General features: G+C 63.2%; 25 protein-coding genes. 16 read left to right on the top strand and 9 right to left on the bottom strand.

Going from position 1 to position 18,244, the window contains the following annotated elements:
* Positions 1-144 precede the first annotated feature (144 nt).
* Positions 145-822, bottom strand: coding sequence for a hypothetical protein (locus XI06_RS24760; RefSeq protein ID WP_333909362.1), 678 nt, complete (start codon positions 820-822; stop codon positions 145-147).
* A 289-nt stretch (positions 823-1,111) separates the two neighbouring features.
* On the opposite strand from XI06_RS24760, the gene XI06_RS24755 reads away from it, so the two are divergent.
* From XI06_RS24755 to XI06_RS24740, 4 genes are all read left to right on the top strand, one after another.
* Positions 1,112-1,282, top strand: coding sequence for a hypothetical protein (locus XI06_RS24755; protein WP_237862273.1), 171 nt, complete (start codon positions 1,112-1,114; stop codon positions 1,280-1,282).
* 173 nt (positions 1,283-1,455) lie between these two features.
* A complete protein-coding gene (locus XI06_RS24750) occupies positions 1,456-1,698 on the top strand; it encodes a hypothetical protein (RefSeq protein ID WP_237862272.1) in 243 nt (80 codons plus the stop codon).
* 142 nt (positions 1,699-1,840) lie between these two features.
* Positions 1,841-2,083, top strand: a complete 243-nt coding sequence (locus tag XI06_RS24745; RefSeq protein ID WP_237862271.1) for a hypothetical protein — start codon at positions 1,841-1,843, stop codon at positions 2,081-2,083.
* A gap of 504 nt (positions 2,084-2,587) precedes the next feature.
* On the top strand, positions 2,588-2,875 hold the full coding sequence (locus tag XI06_RS24740; RefSeq protein ID WP_237868814.1) for a YciI family protein: 288 nt from the start codon (positions 2,588-2,590) through the stop codon (positions 2,873-2,875).
* A gap of 202 nt (positions 2,876-3,077) precedes the next feature.
* Here XI06_RS24740 and XI06_RS24735 read toward each other — a convergent pair whose 3' ends face one another.
* Both XI06_RS24735 and XI06_RS24730 read right to left on the bottom strand, forming a co-directional pair.
* On the bottom strand, positions 3,078-3,470 hold the full coding sequence (locus XI06_RS24735; protein WP_057755621.1) for an NUDIX hydrolase: 393 nt from the start codon (positions 3,468-3,470) through the stop codon (positions 3,078-3,080).
* A gap of 141 nt (positions 3,471-3,611) precedes the next feature.
* Positions 3,612-4,718 (bottom strand): AI-2E family transporter, encoded by a 1,107-nt coding sequence (locus XI06_RS24730; protein ID WP_237868813.1) that lies wholly within the window; start codon positions 4,716-4,718, stop codon positions 3,612-3,614.
* A 260-nt stretch (positions 4,719-4,978) separates the two neighbouring features.
* Between XI06_RS24730 and XI06_RS24725 the strand changes: the two genes are divergently transcribed.
* Positions 4,979-5,203, top strand: a complete 225-nt coding sequence (locus tag XI06_RS24725; protein WP_237862268.1) for a hypothetical protein — start codon at positions 4,979-4,981, stop codon at positions 5,201-5,203.
* Positions 5,204-5,220: 17 nt separating this feature from the next.
* On the opposite strand, the gene XI06_RS24720 is transcribed toward XI06_RS24725, so the two are convergent.
* Positions 5,221-5,466 carry a hypothetical protein gene (locus XI06_RS24720; RefSeq protein WP_237862267.1) on the bottom strand — a complete coding sequence of 82 codons (246 nt, stop codon included), beginning with the start codon at positions 5,464-5,466 and terminating at the stop codon, positions 5,221-5,223.
* Between the two features lie 267 nt (positions 5,467-5,733).
* On the opposite strand from XI06_RS24720, the gene XI06_RS24715 reads away from it, so the two are divergent.
* A complete protein-coding gene (locus tag XI06_RS24715) occupies positions 5,734-7,776 on the top strand; it encodes an acetoacetate--CoA ligase (RefSeq protein ID WP_237869980.1) in 2,043 nt (680 codons plus the stop codon).
* Positions 7,777-7,872: 96 nt separating this feature from the next.
* Complete coding sequence (locus XI06_RS24710) at positions 7,873-8,175, top strand: hypothetical protein (RefSeq protein WP_237868811.1); 303 nt, start codon at positions 7,873-7,875, stop codon at positions 8,173-8,175.
* A 3-nt stretch (positions 8,176-8,178) separates the two neighbouring features.
* On the opposite strand, the gene XI06_RS24705 is transcribed toward XI06_RS24710, so the two are convergent.
* A complete protein-coding gene (locus XI06_RS24705; RefSeq protein ID WP_237862264.1) occupies positions 8,179-8,415 on the bottom strand; it encodes a hypothetical protein in 237 nt (78 codons plus the stop codon).
* Positions 8,416-8,753: 338 nt separating this feature from the next.
* Positions 8,754-9,029 (bottom strand): hypothetical protein, encoded by a 276-nt coding sequence (locus tag XI06_RS24700; RefSeq protein WP_237862263.1) that lies wholly within the window; start codon positions 9,027-9,029, stop codon positions 8,754-8,756.
* Positions 9,030-9,217: 188 nt separating this feature from the next.
* On the opposite strand from XI06_RS24700, the gene XI06_RS24695 reads away from it, so the two are divergent.
* The 3 genes from XI06_RS24695 (at position 9,218) to XI06_RS24685 (ending at position 10,831) form a co-directional block, all read left to right on the top strand.
* Positions 9,218-9,805, top strand: a complete 588-nt coding sequence (locus tag XI06_RS24695) for a formyltransferase family protein (RefSeq protein ID WP_237862262.1) — start codon at positions 9,218-9,220, stop codon at positions 9,803-9,805.
* A gap of 182 nt (positions 9,806-9,987) precedes the next feature.
* Positions 9,988-10,338 carry a hypothetical protein gene (locus tag XI06_RS24690; RefSeq protein WP_237862261.1) on the top strand — a complete coding sequence of 117 codons (351 nt, stop codon included), beginning with the start codon at positions 9,988-9,990 and terminating at the stop codon, positions 10,336-10,338.
* The gene (locus tag XI06_RS24685; protein ID WP_237862260.1) at positions 10,283-10,831 is read left to right on the top strand and encodes a hypothetical protein; all 549 of its coding nucleotides are present in this window, start codon (positions 10,283-10,285) and stop codon (positions 10,829-10,831) included. The genes XI06_RS24690 and XI06_RS24685 overlap by 56 nt, the downstream gene beginning before the upstream one ends.
* Before the next feature lie 69 nt (positions 10,832-10,900).
* Here XI06_RS24685 and XI06_RS24680 read toward each other — a convergent pair whose 3' ends face one another.
* Positions 10,901-11,299 carry a RidA family protein gene (locus XI06_RS24680; RefSeq protein ID WP_237862259.1) on the bottom strand — a complete coding sequence of 133 codons (399 nt, stop codon included), beginning with the start codon at positions 11,297-11,299 and terminating at the stop codon, positions 10,901-10,903.
* 147 nt (positions 11,300-11,446) lie between these two features.
* Here XI06_RS24680 and XI06_RS24675 point away from each other — a divergent pair, with 147 nt between their 5' ends.
* Entirely contained in the window at positions 11,447-12,322 is an 876-nt protein-coding gene (locus tag XI06_RS24675) for a DMT family transporter (RefSeq protein WP_237868810.1), read from the top strand.
* A 202-nt stretch (positions 12,323-12,524) separates the two neighbouring features.
* A complete protein-coding gene (locus tag XI06_RS24670; RefSeq protein WP_237862257.1) occupies positions 12,525-13,940 on the top strand; it encodes a caspase family protein in 1,416 nt (471 codons plus the stop codon).
* Between the two features lie 236 nt (positions 13,941-14,176).
* Here the strand turns inward: XI06_RS24670 and XI06_RS24665 are convergent, their stop codons facing one another.
* A complete protein-coding gene (locus XI06_RS24665; protein WP_194475792.1) occupies positions 14,177-14,416 on the bottom strand; it encodes a BrnA antitoxin family protein in 240 nt (79 codons plus the stop codon).
* 3 nt (positions 14,417-14,419) lie between these two features.
* Positions 14,420-15,391 carry a cysteine synthase A gene (gene cysK / locus XI06_RS24660; protein WP_237862256.1) on the bottom strand — a complete coding sequence of 324 codons (972 nt, stop codon included), beginning with the start codon at positions 15,389-15,391 and terminating at the stop codon, positions 14,420-14,422.
* Between cysK and XI06_RS24655 the strand changes: the two genes are divergently transcribed.
* The 4 genes from XI06_RS24655 to XI06_RS24640 are packed head-to-tail and all read left to right on the top strand — an operon-like array spanning position 15,390 to position 18,133.
* The gene (locus XI06_RS24655; RefSeq protein ID WP_237862255.1) at positions 15,390-15,599 is read left to right on the top strand and encodes a hypothetical protein; all 210 of its coding nucleotides are present in this window, start codon (positions 15,390-15,392) and stop codon (positions 15,597-15,599) included. The genes cysK and XI06_RS24655 overlap by 2 nt on opposite strands.
* Positions 15,600-15,643: 44 nt before the next feature.
* Entirely contained in the window at positions 15,644-16,183 is a 540-nt protein-coding gene (locus tag XI06_RS24650) for an ester cyclase (RefSeq protein WP_237862254.1), read from the top strand.
* Between the two features lie 15 nt (positions 16,184-16,198).
* The gene (locus tag XI06_RS24645) at positions 16,199-16,612 is read left to right on the top strand and encodes a DUF305 domain-containing protein (RefSeq protein ID WP_333909361.1); all 414 of its coding nucleotides are present in this window, start codon (positions 16,199-16,201) and stop codon (positions 16,610-16,612) included.
* Positions 16,613-16,624: 12 nt separating this feature from the next.
* On the top strand, positions 16,625-18,133 hold the full coding sequence (locus tag XI06_RS24640; protein ID WP_237868809.1) for a YncE family protein: 1,509 nt from the start codon (positions 16,625-16,627) through the stop codon (positions 18,131-18,133).
* Positions 18,134-18,244: the final 111 nt, after the last annotated feature.

Here is an 18,244-nt window from a genome sequence, read left to right as displayed (position 1 = left end):
TCAGCCCGCCTGCTAACTCGATGGTGATGACCCGACGCGAAGTTCGATCGCCAATCTCCCCTGTTCGATTCAAGGTGACTGTGCACGGCGCCTCCCGCAAGGAGGCTTGCGCGGAAATGGCCCCGCGCTTTGCCCGCCCCGCCTTCAGCTCTCCGGGACCGCCACCGTCGCGGGCGCGCTCAGCGGAGCGCCTCCGACCGAAACCGGCCCAATCGAAACCGGCCCGATCGACTTCGGCTGCCGAACCATCCGCTTGCGCAGCAACAGCCGATCGCGCGCGCGCAAGCGCGGGATGGAGGCCGTGACATCGGACATCATCGTGTTTTGCAGCGTGTCGATCTTCGAGATCAGCGTCGAAAGCTGCGGCGATATCTTCTTCACATCGCCCCGCTCGTCCGTGATGCTCTGCCGGAGCGACATCAGGGTCGTCGAGTCCTGCTGACGCAGCGCCGTGTTCTGCTGCAAGGACGAATTGATCTCCTGCAGCGCGGCGGCCTGCTGCTGCTGGGCCGACTGGATCTCCTTCAGGGCAGCGACAACGGGATCCGGTTTCGGCGCAGGCTCTTCCTGGCGCGGAAACAGCGCGGCCAGGTTGCTGATGTCAGGTGAAGGCAGATCAAAGGGCGAAGTGTAGATGGCCGCCGCGCCATTGATCGCCAGGGCACACACCGCGAAGGCCAGGACCGATTTACGGCTGGAGCGCTTGAGCGGTACTGGAGCTTCCAGGGCCTCGGACTCAGGCTGGGATTCTGACGCTGCGGCTGCAAGGGCTGCAGCGTCGAGGTGCTCGGCGAAGCCCAGCGTTTCGGATGTCGTGGTCATGCGCATTGACCTCATGAGCGAGCAAAAGGAGGCCGTCGCCGGAACGTCCTCTCGACGCCTCCTTTACGCAGCACTCACTTACACAACTGCCTAAAATTGTGGGCTTTTCGGATTAATTCCACGTTAGCGACGCGGTCGCCGGGCAGGTCCCGTGACCCCGGCTGATTACGGGGCGCTGCGAGCCGTGACGGCGGGCTCATGCTGTCCCCTGTTCCATCTGCCCAGCCGAAAAAAGCCAGGAGACATCAGACCCGAAAGGTGTAGGATTCGACAAAACGGAGGGAACGGCATGTTTGAAATCACCGGTTTCGACACGGCAGGCGTCGTCAGCCTCAAGCGTGAGTCCCTCGCCGCCGCCCTGAAGAAGGCCAGGGAGCTGATCCAGGACGGGTGCCGCGACGTTCAGATCGTCGATCCCGATGGCCGGGTCTACACCTCCTTCGAGGAGCAGGCCGCCTAGCCGCCTCCCCGCGCACCTGGGTCGCTTGGGCTCGCGATCCCTTGCGGAAGCGAAAGCAATGTCGCGGCGGTGCCGTACGCAAGTGTTCAGCCTGCACGTGCCGTCCCATTGCCAACCGACTGTTTTGGGCGCACGCTTTTTCCAGGCGCGCAGACGCTGCGAGGGAGTGCAACATGAAGGAACCGGGCCTTGATGGTCGCCACCGGGACAAGGATGGCGCAATCAGCAAGAAGCACGGCAACACGCTGATCGGGACACTGCGGAAGATCTACGGCAAGGGCTTTGCGGCCGGGTATCCGGATACGGCAACTCTCGGCGAGGTCTTGCATCAGTTGAACGAAACGTCGCTGAGCCAATTGCGTCGTGACCACGACACCGGGCATTTGGGACACAAGATCGACCATGTCCCAAAGTGACGTCGTTTAACCGAATTGATGTCCTCGGGATGAACTGTTCAGACGGCCGCTAGCCGCGCGGACAGCTGCTCCGCTATCGGTCGCATGCACGGTTGAGCCGCCCGGCAGCGGGGGCTACGATGAGCCTTTTACGGAGGCTCATTTGAAACAGGTCATTATTGCTGTCGCAGTTGTCGCGCTGCTCGCCACCTCGCCTGCCCGCTCACAAGCTCTCGTCGATCCCAGCAAGGTTGCACCCGAGTACCGCGAGGCGGCCGAAAAACGCCGCGCCGAGCAGATCCGCCAGCGCGAATGCGCGCAGAAGGCCGATCTGGCGAAGGTGTTGCCGCGAGATCGGGCCGACTTTGTCAATCACTGCCTCGATGCGATGGTGGCGAAGCAGTAGGGCCTCGCACGCGAATGCACGCGGCAACGAGAAAGCGGACGCCGGCGTTGAGGGTTTCTTCAGATGTTCGGCCCCACCGTGGCTGCCGATTTCCAATGATCATTGTTGTCGGCGCATGAGTTTCGTCCAGATCCAGTGCACGCGTTGCAAGACGATGTTTCGCGATCGCGCAGGACGATTGCAGGACGGCTATTCCAGGCAATGTCCTTGTTGCGAAGTCGTGCTGTTCTTCGCCGACGACGCTCAGCACCCGTTCATCAAGCGCGCAATGCGAAGCGCACGGCAGGCGCGCAAAGAGCAGCGCGAGGCCGAGGCGGTCAGGATCGCGACCCCGCCAGAACCGCGGGCGGCTCCGCGCTCGCGGTCGTCATCCGCCGGGCGGGCTCGGGTGCATGGAAGGTCCGAGTAGCGGCTACTTGGCCATCAATGTTGCTCCGATCCAGCCGCGATGGCGCAATGGGATGGCTAACGTGACAATCATCCCTCAGGGCTCCCGGAGACATCATGCTGTTTGCCATCCACGCCATCGACCGCACCGGTGCACTGCCGAGGCGGCTTGCCAATTATGAGGCGCACAAGGCCTTCCTCAGCGACACCTCGCGCTTCGGCGTCAAGATCGTGATGTCGGGCCCGCTGGTCGCCGACGACGGCGCCACCATGATCGGCAGCCTGTTCCTGATCGAGTCTCCTGGCCGTACTGAGGTCGAAGCCTTCAATCGCACCGATCCGTTCGCGGCGGCCGGCATCTGGGAGAAAGTCACGATCACCGGCTTCGTGCGGCGGCAGGGCTGAGCCATCCGGGGCTGGACGCGAAAAACCCCAGCGCGTGGAGACACTGGGGGTGTTTCAAAGATTATGAATTGGTAAGGGCAATGACGCTTGTGTAGCAGCCCTCTGCGTGGCGGCTTGTGAACTGCTTCACATGCGATGCGCGCCTTGTCGGATTCTTTGTCACACCCCTTATTGTCACGCCCTCGGTTGTCGCACTTGGCGGCTAGCTCCGGCGCGACTTCCGCGGAAACAGGCGATCCCGGATGTAGCGCGAGGTCGCGGTCAGGCGGATGCCGCGCGGCTTCTGCCAGGCGGCGCGGTCGATCTCCTTCTTGTCGCCGATCGCAAGGCGCCCCTTGGCGCTCTTGGCGATGAAGATCGCGTCGCTCATCTTGCGGCCCGAACGCTTGTTCTTGGCCTTCACCTCTTTCCAGAGGCTGATCCGGCCGAGTTTCAGCTTCGGCAGCTCTTCCTTGATCTCGCGCCGCAGGCAGGCCTTCTCGGTTTCGCGCGCACGCTTGCGGCCGCCCGGGAACATCCAGAGGCCGTCCGACCGTCTCCTGACCAACAAGACCTTGCCGCGTTTGGCGGCAACCAGCTTGGAAGACTTCGCCATTCCTATCGCAAACCGAAAAAAGAATCTGGCGCCATCGTAACTTGTCTAATTCATTAGACAAGTTCCGCGGCCGCCCTGATGGCCACCGCCATCCCCAATTGTCCACATTCTGCGAAAGGCGTGTGGCCCGCGCGTGAGACGCTATGGGACCTCGTCGGAAGCCTGCGATATAGCGGTCCGCTTCCCCGCCTCGCTCCCGATCCACGCCGCTGCCATCTCCCACGCCACCGACAGGATGATCGGCCCGATGAACAGGCCGACAATGCCGTGGGCCAGCGTGCCGCCGATCACGCCGACGAAGATGACGATGGTCGGCGTGTTGAGACCGCGTCCCATCACGAGCGGCTTCAGCATGGTGTCGATGAAGCCGACCACGACGAAGAACACGGTCAGCACCAGGGCGGTGGTGACGTCCTTGGCGGTCCAGATCCAGATGATGACAGGCAGCAATACGAGAAAGGCGCCGATTTGCACGATCGACAGCAGCAGCACGAGGAAGGCCAGCAATCCGGCGCTCGGCACTGCAGCGAGCTTGAAGCCGATGCCGGCCAGCAGCGCCTGCACGATGGCAACGCCGATCACGCCTTGTGCGACCGCACGGATGGTGGCGCCGCCAAGCGTGAGGAAATGCTCGCTCTGCTCGGGCACGATGCGCGACAGGAAGCCGCGCCCGGCCGCAACCAGCCGTGGCCCGTGCGGAAACAGGAAGCCGGCCACAAACACCGAGACCAGGAATTGGAGCGTGCCGAGGCTGGCATCACCAGCGAGCGTCAGCAGCGGTCCTGCCAGCGGCTGGAGATAGGGCGCGACCTCACGCAGCACCGCGCGGATGTTGGTGTAGGCCTGGTCCCACAACTCGAACAATGTCGGACCGATCACCGGCCATGACTTGATCTGTTCCGGAGCGGACTGCAGCGCGAGGTCGCCGGTGCTGAGCTGATGCGCCAGCTCCCTGCCCCCGTCGACCGCACTCACGCCGAGCCATGTCGCCGGACCGAGCACGATGCCGAGCGTGACCAGGGTGAGGATGGCGGCTGCGGTCTTGGGCCGGCCGCCAAGCACTTTGGCCAGCCAGCTAAAGGCCGGATAGAATGCGACCGCGAGCACGCCGCTCCAGGCCAGGATCGGCACGAACGGCCGGACGATCAGGAATGTCCAGATGATCAGCAGCGCCAACAGGCCGAGCCGGATCACGAGCTGGATGACGTCCTCGCCGGTCAGGAGCTGACGCAGACTTTTCACAGGCACGGCTTTCTTGCGGGCATCAACGCGGGTGCCGGCGCTTGCGCGGCCCCGGGTTATTGCGAGCCCCGGGCCGGCCGTCAAGACGGCCGGAGACGGGCCCGATCCTGCAAGGCTAGCCCAAATCCAGGAAAATCCAGAAAGATCCGCAACGTGCGCCGGGATTGCCTAACGACGATTAACCGGATTTCAGCCGACCAATTTACGCCGATGCAAAGGCTCGCATTTATGCTTCGTCGCAAGGTCCCAAAAACACTTGCGGTGCAATGGCCAACAGCATCTGGACGATCGAAGAATTCACCTGCACGGGTTGCAGCATGAACTACACCGCGACCCGGGAGGAGCATGCCGAGCCGCATGCCGGCAGCTTCAAATGCGCCATCTGCGGCAGCGTGGTGCACAGCTGGTCCGGCAAGCACCATTTCTTCGGCTGGCAGGCCGTGAGGACCAAGCCAGCGGTGTTCGGCCGGCGCTGGGCCGGCGTGCAGTAGTAACGATCGCAGATCGCTTACCGACGCACGCCGACGCGGTTGACACCGCCATTCAGATTGGTCCTGCTCGCCGTGCCGGCCCGAACCGCCGCACGTGCAACAGGGCGTGGCCGCAGCACCACGCCGGCGCGTGCGACGCAGGACGGCGGATAATCGATATATTGGCAATAGACCACGGCCCTCGCGGGTGTCGGACTAAGCGCGACACCAACGGTCCCCAAAAGACCGGCGGCCGCAATCGCTGCGACAACCACTGGCTTCATCGAACGACGCTCGCTCCGGCGCATGGTGATCCTCCCTCATTGCACAATTGGATAGTGATGGCTGTGCCCCAGCCTGAACTGAACGCAACGTGCGTCGCGGTGCACGGGCAACGTTGACGTAGATCAACGATGGGTGCGGCATTGGAGCTGGCCGAAAGCACACCGAGGTCGCGAAGTCATGCCTGCCATTCGGCGGGCGATGCGCGGCTTTTGCTAAAGGTCGACACCGGCTAAGTTCGCCTTCTCCGCAACTGAAGCCGATACATGATGACCGCTCCTTTCGTCCCGCAGATCGCCCTCTATCGCAGCTGGCTCGCCGAGCAACGCGGCCTGACCTTTTCGACTTACGAAGAGATGCGGCAATGGTCGGTGCGCGACCTCGATGCGTTCTGGCGCAGCATCTGGGACTATTACGACCTGCAGTCGCCGACGCCATTTGCGGCCGTCATCACCGAGCGCAAGATGCCCGGCGCGGTGTGGTTTCCCGGCGCGCAGGTGAACTATGCGCGGCAGGTGTTCCGGCATGTGGACGCGGCGCATGCCGCAGGCCTGCCCGCGATCGTCTCGAGCGGCGAGGACGGCAAGCTCACGGAAACCAGCTGGCCCGAGCTGCGGCGCAAGGCGGCCGCGCTCGCTTTGCATCTGAAGGACAAGGGGATCAAGCCCGGCGACCGCGTCGCGGCGTACCTCCCCAACATCCCCGAGACCATCATCGCGTTTCTCGCCAGCGCCAGCATCGGTGCGGTCTGGAGCGTCTGCGCGCCCGACATGGCCGCGCCGGCCGTGATCGACCGGTTCAAGCAGATCGAGCCAAAAGTGCTGATCGCCTGCGACGCCGTCACCTATGCCGGGCGCAGGCATGATCGCAAGGACGTCGTCGCCGAGCTGCGGCGATCGCTGCCGACGGTCGAGCATGTGATCCTGCATAGCGAAGCTTCCGCGGCGCCGGACGCCCTGCTCTCCGACATCACCGCGACGACGGGCGCCGCGGTCGACGCGTTCGAGCCGGAATGGCTGCCGTTCGATCATCCGCTCTGGATCGTCTATTCCAGCGGCACCACCGGTCTGCCGAAGCCGATCGTCCATGGCCATGGCGGCATCGTCATCGTCGTGCTGGCTCTGCTCGGACTGCACAACGACATCGGCTGCTCCTATCACGAGAACTCATTCGGCGAGCGCTATCACTGGTACTCATCGACGGGCTGGATCATGTGGAATTCGCAAGTGGGAGGTCTGCTGAGCGGCACCACCTGCTGCATTTTCGACGGCAGCCCCGGCGGCACCAGAGACAAGCCTGATTGGACCACGCTGTGGCGCTTCGTGGCGCAATCGAAAGCAACCTTCTTCGGCGCGGGCGCGGCGTTCTTCGCCAATTGCGCCAAGGCGGAGATTGACCTTGCCGCTGCCGGCGATCTCTCACGCCTGCGCTGTCTCGGCTCGACCGGCTCGCCGCTCAGCGCCGACACCCAGGCCTGGTTCAACGAGCGCTTCGCAGCACTGTCGAAGACCAACGGCAGCAAGGCGCAGGCCGATATCTGGTGGGCGAACATCTCCGGCGGCACCGATTTCGCCGGCGCCTTCATCGGGGGCAACAGGGAATTGCCGCAGACGCCGGGGGCGATGCAATGCCGCCTGCTCGGCGCCGCCGTGGAAGCCTTCAGCGAACAGGGCCGTGCCGTCACGGACGAGGTCGGCGAGCTCGTCTGCACCGAGCCGATGCCGTCGATGCCGCTCTATTTCTGGAACGACAAGGGCAATGCGCGCTATCTCGCCAGCTATTTCGAGACCTATCCTGACAATTTCGACGGCAGCGGCCGCGGGCCGGTGTGGCGGCACGGCGACTGGCTCAAGGTCAACCTGGATGGCTCCTGCGTGATCTACGGCCGCAGCGATGCGACGATCAACCGGCACGGCCTGCGCATGGGTACCAGCGAGCTCTATTCCGCGATCGAGGCGTTGCCGGAGGTGCTCGATAGCCTTGTCGTCGACCTCGAATATCTCGGCCGCGACAGCTACATGCCGCTGTTCGTGGTGCTGCGCGAGGGCGTCGCTTTCGACGGCGCGATGCAGGCGAAGATCAACAAGGCGATCGAGGCAGGTCTCTCACGCCGCTTCCTGCCGAATGAGATTTTTGCCGTCGCCGAGATCCCGCGCACGCTGTCGGGCAAGAAGCAGGAGCTGCCGATCAAGAAGCTGCTGCTCGGCCACCCCGTCGAGAAGGTCATCAACAAGGAAGCGATGGCCAATCCGGCCTGCCTCGACTGGTATCTGGTCTTCGCGCGCGACTATCTGGCGCGAAATGCGGTCTGATCTCGGACAGATCGGACCAATTGCGCCTTCGGCATTTGCACTCCGTTCACCGATGACAGCTAGACGGGTCAGGACCCCTGCAACGAACAGCACGCCATGGCCGACCTCAACGCTGTCCTCACCCGGCTCAACGACCGCCTACTTCGCCTCGAAGGCGAGCTGTTCGTGCTGCGTTCGCTGGCACGCGCGACGCTGACGGCAGGCGATGACCACGCGACGCGGATGCGCAAGCTGGTCGAGGCCGCAAAAGTCGCGCTCGATGACGAGGCGGAACGCGAGCTCGACAAGCCCACGCGCAAATATGTCGACGCGGCAACCGCGCTGGTGGAGGAACTGCTGGTCGAGCCGACCCCGGCGCGGCCCTTGTTCACCGTGATCGATGGCGGACGGCGCGACTGAGCGTCAGATCGGACGCGTTGTGCCGGTGTCGGTGGATTCAGCCTTCAGCCGGCTGAGGCCTTCCTCGATGATCGCGATCTCCTCGTCGATCTTGCTGATCGGCAGGCTGAAGTCGTAAGCGCCTGACTTGCTCTTCAGATCGACGGCGAGGCGCTGCCTGTGCATCATCAGCTCATCGAGGCCACGGCGGTTCTTCAGCCGCACATAGGCGTCAACGATCTGCGCAATTGCGTTCGACATGAAAAAGGTCCCGGCAAAAATGCCGGCACGGCGCACCCACGCCGGCGGGACATTCTTGGTGTCGCGGTACGCAATACAAATCCGCGACGGATTCGTCGATACGACAATGAGGTTGAGAACGTGTTACCGTTTGATGATCCGGTGAGGCGGACAACGAAAAAGCCGCTGGCGATTGCGCCAGCGGCTTCAGCCGGGTTCGAAAACGGATCCGGAATGAAATCTGACCAGCCCCGGTTGGCGCAGAGTTTAGCCGCACATACGGAATTCCTCTGTTAAAAACGAAACACAGGAACCGGCGCATTGATCATTTGCCGCCGACCGTGGCGCTGCGGCAACGCTCAGTCCGAGACGCAGAAATATTTGTGCGGCCATTTGCGATAAGCGCTGTAGCGGTAATACGGCCTGTAGGCATAGCCGCGATGGAGCGCCGGCGGCTCCTCGCCGTAATAGGCGCCATGGTAGAAATTATAGATCGTGCCTTCAGCGCAACGATAACCGTCCCAGGTCGGGCCGATGAACGGCGCCACCCCGATCTCGGGCGGGACCGCCGGGTATGGTCCACCGGCGTGGGCTGGAGCCGCCACCATCAGCGTCGCGAAAATGACAGACAACACGCAGCGCATAGGCTCGCTCCGGGCAGGTCGCGGTCTGCGTATCGAAGCACCGGAACGGCCCGTGGTGCAATCGCCGAGTTTCTTGCCCGCGCGTTGTTGATAACCGGCGCAAACGCCGCGCGGGTGGTGACAGGGCGTCCGGACGTGTTATCGGGGGAGGACGCAGCTGCGAGACGGATCAGACACCCATGCGCATTACCCTCGTCGGCTCCCGCCATTTCGGCGTGACCACCCTGAACATGCTTCGCGAGCACGGCGTCGGGGTCGTGCGGGTCGTGGTAGCCGACGCCGACGACCGCCTGGCCGCAACCGCCAAGGCTGCCGGCATCGAGGTCGTGGTGCAGGCCAATCCGAAGCTGGTGGTGGCCTCCGAAATCGCCCCCGACACCGATCTGATCATCACCGCGCACAGCCATGCCCGGATCGGCAAGGACGCGCTCGCAGCCAGCAAGCTCGGCGGGATCGGCTATCACCCCTCGCTGCTACCGCGCCATCGCGGCAAAGCCGCAGTGGAATGGACCATCAAGGAAGGCGACCCGATTGCCGGCGGCACGATCTATCATCTCGCCGACCGTATGGATGCCGGCGCCATCGCCGCTCAGGACTGGTGCTTCGTGAAGAAGGGTGAGACCGCCCGCGAGCTCTGGGAACGCGCGCTGGCGCCGCTCGGGCTCAAGCTGCTGGCTGATGTGATCGACTACGCCAAGGTCCACAAGGCGCTGCCGGCCAAGACTCAGGACGAGCAGTTCGCGACCTCAGCGCCCAGTCTTTCCTGAGTCGCCTATCGCGTTAAGGATTAACGTGAAGTCGCATTGATTCTGCTTCAAAAATTGGGGCCAAAACGCAAATAAACCATTGTTTCCACAGGAACAATTTTCGACTTTGCATTGCACCAAATTTCCGTCACATTTGGCCCGAATAACGGTCAGCATATCAGACACATTCAAGGACGGAATTCATGCGTTTTGGTCGCATCGCGGCGTTCTGTGCCGCTTCAATTATTACTGCCACTCTCGCCGCTCCCGCTTTCGCCCAGACCCCCTATGACGGCAATTGGCAGGTCACGATTGTAACCAAGACCGGTTCCTGCGAGGCGACCGCGAGTTCCATGCTGACGGTTGCCGACGGCAAGATCACCGCGCCCGGCGCTAACGTTTCCGGCACCATCGGCAGTGGGGGTCTTGTGAAAGTTTCGATCAATGGTGCATATGCCAACGGTCAACTCAGCGGCAACGCCGGATCGGGAAAGTGGAATGGAGCATCTGCAGGCATACCGTGCAGCGGGCGGTGGGAAGCATCGCGCCAATAAGCAATTCGGAATGAACGTCCTCAATCGGCGGCTGCTCATGGCGGTCGCCGTTTTGTTTGTGACTGCTGCTGCCACCAGCTCGGAGGGCAAGGCCCAGGCTGGCCCCTTCGCGCCGCTTGCGGGCAGCTGGAGCGGCAGCGGCACCGTCAGCCTCGAGGACGGATCGACGGAACGCATCCGTTGCCGGGCCAAATACGCCCCCATTGGACCCACGATGGAAATGACGCTGACTTGCGCCAGCGACGCCTACAAATTCATCCTCTCCGCGAACGTTCAGTCGGCGGGTAATACCATTACGGGAAGCTGGTCCGAGGCGAGCCGCAACATCTCCGGCTCACTTCAGGGCCGCGGCGGCGGCGGGAACTTCGAAGTGGTCGCCTCTGCCGCCGGATTCAACGCCAACATTGCGCTGAGAACGAGCGGCAACAAGCAGAGCGTCACAATGCGTGCGGACAGCCAGTTCCGTGGCGCCAATATCTCGCTGTCGAGATAGGCCGACAGCACGGGTGACACGATCATCGACCCGGTGACCTCGCCGGGTCGATTTTTTATGCGCAGGATCTTACGAAGTCGGCACGAACGCCGTGACCTCGATCTCGACCTTGGCACGGTCGTCCACGAGCCCACCAATATAGAGCAGCGTCGACGGCGGAAAATTGCGCCCGAGCGTCTCCTTCCAGGCGGCACCAATACCGGCGCCCGCAGCCTCATATTCGCTGCGGCTGGTCAGGTACCAGGTCAGGCGCACGATGTGCTCGGGACCGGCGCCGGCCTCCGCGAGAAGCTTGATGATCCGCTTCAGCGCGGTTGCAACCTGGGCCGCCATGTCGGGCTCATAATTGCCGGTCTCGTCGCCGCCGGTCTGTCCGGCCAGCACGACCCAGCGGCCCGGCCCCTCGGCCACGACGCCATGTGAAAAGCCGCGCGGCTTCTTCCATTCGGCTGGCTGCAAGATGCGCATGAGCGAAGCTCTCCCGATTTTCTTGTTGGTCTAGGCTTGGCTTAGCACGTCGCCGCGCATCGCTGCATCGGCAGATTTGGCCGTTGCAATCACCGGCGATGTCGCTGATACCGGCCTCCCCTCTGGTTCGATCTCCCGCCCGCACCGATGAGCACAACACCGTCGAGAACGATGGCTGCACTGTGGATGGCCGGCTGGCTGTCCCTGATGCTGATCATGGCGGTTGCCGGCCGCGAGACCACACGCTTCCTGAACGTCTTTGAAATCATGGAGGTGCGCTCGCTGATCGGCTTTACGCTGCTGCTGCCGATCATTTACCGCTCCGGCGGCTTCAAGGCCGTTGCGACCAAGCGTCTGCCGCAGCATCTCGCACGCAACGGCGTGCATTATTTTGCGCAGCTCGGCTGGTTCTACGCGCTGATGCTGATCGGAATCGGCCAGGTCGTCGCGATCGAATTCACGATGCCGATCTGGACCGCACTGCTCGCCGCAACCTTCCTGTCCGAGCGCATGACCATCTGGAAGATCGCCGCCGTCGTGCTGGGCATCGTCGGCGTCGTCATGATCGTGCGGCCCGCTACCGGCGAGATCAATCCGGGTCAGTTGATCGCGCTCGGCGCCGCGATTGGCTTCAGCATCTCCATGGCTTTGGCGAAGTCGCTGACCCGGACCGAGAGCGCCTTGTCGATCCTGTTCTGGATGATCGTGGTTCAGATGGTGGTGGGCTTCGCGCCGACGCTCTACGTTTGGACATGGCCGTCGGCGACACTCTGGGGCTGGCTGCTTGTCATCGGGGTCTGCGGCACTTTCTCGCACTACTGCCTCGCCAGCGCGCTGCGCTATGCGGACGCCACAATTGTCGTGCCCATGGACTTCCTGCGGGTTCCCCTCACCGCGACCGCCGGCTGGTTGCTCTATTCCGAGCGGCTCGACGCCTGGACCGTGCTTGGCGCGGCGCTGATCCTGTTTGGCAATCTCCTGAATTTGAAGCCGGCCGCCCTGGTTTCGGCCCGCGCTCAGTGAACCGCCACGCGGCCTGATGCGACACATCCGAGTGGTCGAGCGTGATTTGGATCACGTTGGAGGGGCATTCCATCGTGCACACTTGGTCACAGGGCAATGGGTTGGGTCATCAGTTGTTTTGCTAGCGCGAGGCCAGCCGCTTTCGTGTAGGTTCGACGCCAATCTGTTGCTGCCTGTCATTCGATTCTGTTGGGGATTTCAGATGCGCACTCTCACCATCATCGTTTCGCTGATGTGCATGGCGCTGTCGGTCAGCGCCGCCAAGGCCGACCGCCGCGTCGCCTTCGTCGTCGGCAACGGCGCCTACAAGAACGTCGCGCAATTGCCGAACCCGCCGATCGACGCCAAGGCGATGGCGGCCACGCTGCGCAATGTCGGCTTCGAGGTGATCGAAGGATCCAACCTGACCCGCGACCAGATGACGGAGAAGCTGCTCGATTTCGGCCGCAAGGCGCAGGGCTCCGATGTTGCGGTGTTCTATTATGCCGGTCACGGCATCGCCGTCGGCGGCACCAACTATCTCCTGCCCGTCGATGCCGACATCAAGTCGGAGATGGACGTCAAGCTTGGCGCGGCCATTAACATCGACCTGACCCTCGACCAGACCATGGGCGATGCCAAGGTCAAGCTGGTGTTCCTCGATGCCTGCCGCGACAATCCCTTCGCCGCCAAGATCAAGTCGAACTCGGCCACCCGCAGCGTCAATGTCGGCAGCGGTCTCGCCGAGATGAAGTCGGGCGAAGGCACGCTGATCGCGTTCGCCACCGGCCCGGGCCAGACTGCGCTCGACGGCCAGGAGGGCAACAACAGCCCGTTCACCCGCGCGCTGATCGACAACATTACCAAGCCCGGCGTCGAGATTCAGCAGGCGATGACCTCGGTGCGCGCGCAGGTCAATGAAGAGACCCACAAGGGCCAGCTTCCCTGGGGCCACACCAATTTGATCGGCGCCGTCTACCTCAATCCGGCGCCGACGACCCAAGTCGCCAATGCGGCGCCGACGGCTACCGCCGCGCCAGCCGCGGTGGCCGGCAACTCCGAGGCTGAAGTCGAGTTTTGGCGCTCGGTGAAGGAATCCAACAAGCCGGAAGAGCTCAACGCCTACCTCTCCGCTTATCCCAACGGCCAGTTCAAGCCGCTGGCAATGGCGCGGCTCGCTGCGATCCAGAACGGTCCGTCGACCACGACCCGCAACCTCAATGCCGGCGTCGATCCCGCAACTTTCACCGACGACGCCACCCAGCTCACCGAGGACCAGATCGGTCTCGACAAGGGTCAGCGCCGTGACGTGCAGCGCCGCCTCACCGGCCTCGGCTTCGACACCAAGGTCACCGGCGCGTTCAGCGACGAGACCCGCTCGGTGCTCAAGCGCTGGCAGGCCGCCCGCGGCTATCCGTCGACGGGCTTCCTCAACAAGCTCCAGCACAAGGCCCTGCTGTCCGAGATCGTCGCCACCACGACGACCGCGAGCGAAGACAGCCCGAAGCCGACCCGGCGCGCAGCCCCGGCACAGGCGCAGAGCGCGCCCGCCCCCCGCCACAGCGGTGGCGGCGACGCCGGTGCGGCTTTCATGGGCGGCGTGGTCGGCGGCATGATGGGCGGAATGTTCCGCCGCTGAGGCAAAAATCCAGTCTCAAAACAAAAAGCCCGGCTCACGCCGGGCTTTTTCTTTGCTGTTCTTGGTGAAGGCAGAAGGACAGTGCTGCCGCAAATTCTGTCATTGCGAGCGCAGCGAAGCAATCCAGAATCCCGCCCCGGCAATAGTCTGGATTGCTTCGTCGCAAGGGCTCCTCGCAACGACGAGGAGAGAGGCGTGCCTCACGCGAGCGTCTCGGCTCACAGCAAGCCAAGCGCCTACTTCCCCGCGGCCTTCCGCAGCGCCTCGTTGATGCGGTCCTGCCAGCCTGGGCCGCCCTCCTGGAAGAACTCCAGAACGTCCTGATCGATGCGCAGCGTCACCTGCTCCTTGATGCCAGGCGCCACGTTCTGCTTCGGTGGCGGTGCGGCCACCTTGGCCGTCACCTTCTTGAATGCCGCCTCGGCTTCGGTGCGCGCATCGCCCAATGTCCGCGGCCGCCTCGGTTGATCCGCCATCTCTCAGATCCCTTCAAACAATGCCGTCGAAAGATAGCGCTCGGAGAACGACGGCACGATAGCCAAAATGGTTTTTCCCGCAGCTTCCGGCCGCTTGCCGATCTCGAGCGCGGCGGCGATCGCAGCCCCCGAGGAGATGCCGCCCGGAATTCCCTCATGCCGCGCCAGCGCCCGCGAGGTTTCGATCGCTGTCGTCGAATTGACCTTCACGATCTCGTCGATCACGGAGCGATCGAGAATGTCGGGGACGAAGCCCGCGCCAATGCCCTGGATCTTGTGCGGCGTGTGCGTGCCGCCTGATAGCACCGGGCTCTCCTCGGGCTCGACTGCAACCACGCGCAGGGATGCCTTGCGCGGCTTCAGAACCTGACCGACGCCTGTGATGGTGCCGCCGGTGCCGACGCCGGCGACGAAGTAATCGATATTGCCAGCGGTGTCGTTCCAGATCTCTTCCGCCGTGGTACGGCGATGCACCTCGGGATTGGCGAGGTTCTTGAATTGCTGCGGCATCACCGAGTTCGGCGTCGTCTTCAACAGCTCTTCGGCGGTCGCGATCGCGCCCTTCATGCCTTGCGCCGCCGGCGTCAGCACCAGCTCGGCGCCGAGGAACGCCAGCATCTTGCGCCGCTCGATCGACATGGATTCCGGCATCACCAGCTTCAGACGGTAACCACGTGAAGCCGCGACGAAGGCGAGTGCGATGCCGGTATTGCCTGATGTCGGCTCGATCAGCACCGTGTCGGGCTTGACGATGCCCGCCTTCTCCATGGCGATGATCATGGCGGCGCCGATGCGGTCCTTCACGCTTGCGGCTGGATTGAAATATTCAAGCTTCGCCAGAATCGTCGCGTTGACGCCGCGCATGCCCGGCAGCCGGCGCAGGCGAACGATCGGCGTGTCGCCGAACGCCTCGACGATCGAGTCATAGATCCGGCCGCGGCCGGGCTGGCGTCCCGTCTTGGACGATGCGTCCATGATCAACTCCCTGTTACGACGATTCGTGGCGTTTCCCGTGCGTCTGGATCGCATGACCGCCAACGTCGATGCAATCACCTTAGCAACAGGCGAGATCGACTTCCATCAAGCGATGCAGATTTCGCATTCGCACGGATACTCAATCGCTTGCGGACATTTTCGGGTGTCTCAGGGCGACCTCGGAGGCAGTATGCGCGGCACGTACTGACTTCCCATGCCCCGAGACAATTGGCGATGGATTTCCACTCTGAAATGACCGCAACGAAGAAGCGATTGCTCCCGATGGCGATTGCCGTTGCAGCCTTTGTCGTTCCTCCCGCCCAGGCGGCCGAGCTCGTCCAGCCAAGGCAGCTCGTCGTCGATGCCAGCCTGCCCGAAGCGCAGCGCGAGGCGCAAATCCTTGCGGCCCGCCGCTACGACTCGTTCTGGAATAATGGAGAAGAGCAGCTCGCGACCGATGCGCTGGCGCCTGATTTCATGGACCGCACATTGCCGCCCGGACGGGCCCAGGGCATCCAGGGCCCGCTCGCCGCCTCGAAATTCGTGCGCACGGCCATCCCTGATCTGAGCTGCGAGATCGAACAGATGATCGTGGCCGGAGATCGCGTGGTCGCGCATCTGCACTTCCGCGGACACTTCACCGGCCGCTTCAAGGAAGCGCAAGGAAAGGGCGAGGTCATCGAATTCATCGCGACCGACATATACAGGGTCGCGGGCGGGCGCATCGCCGAGAACTGGCACCTGGAAGACAATCTCACCCTGCTGCAACAGGTCGGCCAACTGCCGAAGTAAAAATCAGGAGCGCCCATGTGGAAATCCCTGGCAGTCGCCCTGCCCCTCGCCGTGGCGGCGTTCGCCGGCGGCACCAGGTTCGCCAGCCAACCCGCCCATCTGGAATCCCACACGATGACGTCGGAGCTGTGCGGCGACGAAGGGTCTTTCATGGCCGAAAACCAGACCGCGATGCATCGGATGATGAGCGAGATGGATATCGCGCCGTCAGGCGATGTCGATCGTGATTTCTCCGCGATGATGATCCCGCACCACCGCGGCGCGATCGCGATGGCGCAGGCCGAATTGCGTTACGGCCGAAATGAATCCCTGCGCCGCATCGCCCAGGAGATCATCGTCGATCAGCAGCAGGAGATCGCCGTCATGCAGCTTGCGCTCAATCAACCGCCGCCGCCGTCAACGACCACGGCGGCCCTGGTTCGCAAATAGGAGGAGCCCGCCATGAAGCGAATTCTCGCGCTCACAATTTCGCTTGGTCTGTCCGGTTTTTCGGCACTGCCGGCCTGGAGCGGACAGGCGCCGGGCTCCTCGGCCGCGGCCGACATTCCCGTCAGCCACCACGACCGGGTCTACGCAGCCGAGCAATTCTCCAACACGATCTCGGTCTCCGATCCCGCCGACAACAAGCTGCTCGGCGTGATCAGGCTGGGCGCGCCGTCGCCGGCCAATTTCAGCCCGCTCTATCGGGGACAGCTGCTGGTGCATGGCATGGGATTTTCGCCTGACCACCGCACGCTGGCCGTGGTCTCGATCGGATCCAACTCCGTCACCTTCATCGATACCGCGACCAACATGGTCAAGCACACGACCTATGTCGGCCGCTCGCCGCATGAAGCCTTCTTCACGCCCGACGGCAAGGAGGTCTGGGTGACCGTGCGCGGCGAGAACTACGTGGCCGTCCTCGACCCCGTCAGCTTTGAAGAGAAGGCGCGGATCGTGCTGGCGAACGGGCCGGGCATGCAGATCTTCTCGCCCGACGGCAAATACGGCTATGTCTGCTCGTCGTTCGTTCCGGAAATCGCGGTCATCTCCGTGGCCGATCATTCCGTCGTCGGAAAGGTTGCGCAGGCCAGCCCGTTCTGTCCCGATCTCGCAGCCACGCCTGACGGCGCGCAAGTCTGGTTCACCCTGAAGGATACCGGCAAGGCGCAGGTCTTCGACGCCCGCCCTCCCTTCAACCTGCTCAAGACGCTGGATACAGGGCCGATCACCAATCACGTCAACATCGTCCGCAACGCCAATGGGCAGTTCGCCTACATCACCGTCGGCGGTCTGAACGAGATCCAGGTCTACCGCACTGATGACTTCAGCAAGGTTGCGACCATTCCGGTCGGCAAGCTGCCGCATGGCATCTGGCCATCCGGCGACGGCTCGCGGGTCTATGTCGGGTTGGAGAATGACGATCAGCTGACAGCCGTCGACACGCTCACGAACCGTGTCATCGCGAACATCCCGATCGGCCAGGCGCCCCAGGCCGTCGCTTATGTGCCCGATGCTGTGCCGACGGTACGTGAGTCCGGAAACGGCGCCATGAGCGTCGTGGACGAGGCAACGAGTCCTGAAGCCACGAATTTGCAGCAGCTCGGCATTGCCGGCGCGGTCGCGCATTTCGCCATGGCTCGGGTCGGTCCGGTCTCGGAGAGCACGAAGGCCCTGACCAGCGTCAGCCTGTTCGACCAGGGCCTGTCCCAGGTGTTGCAGGCCGCAGCGACCGGGCTCGAGCCCAAACACAACTACGTGTTGGCGCTCGCCACGCATCCCGACGGCAGCGGCAAGCTCGAGCCCTTGGCTGGCTTCATGACCAATCCGGCTGGATCGGCGATCGTCAATGCGCTTGGTCCGATCCGCCAAATTGTGCAGAGCGACACAGCTGATTCACGCCGCTATCTCGTGATCGCCCCCGGCTCAATGACCGAGATTGGAAAGCCGGTGCAGGTGCAGGCGCCGTAAGCAGCTTCGCGCGACATCTGATCAACACAAATTCATCCGTCCTATCGCAATGCACACTGTTGTTTGCATTGCGATAGATCCGGAACAATCGCAAAGACGTCGCCGAAGCGG

Origin of the sequence: Bradyrhizobium sp. CCBAU 11434, from assembly GCF_028128895.1 — a bacterium.
Taxonomy (GTDB): Bacteria; Pseudomonadota; Alphaproteobacteria; order Rhizobiales; family Xanthobacteraceae; genus Bradyrhizobium; species Bradyrhizobium zhengyangense.
The sequence above is the reverse complement of the archived record's forward strand: the minus strand, read 5'-3'. Positions and strand labels throughout refer to the sequence as shown.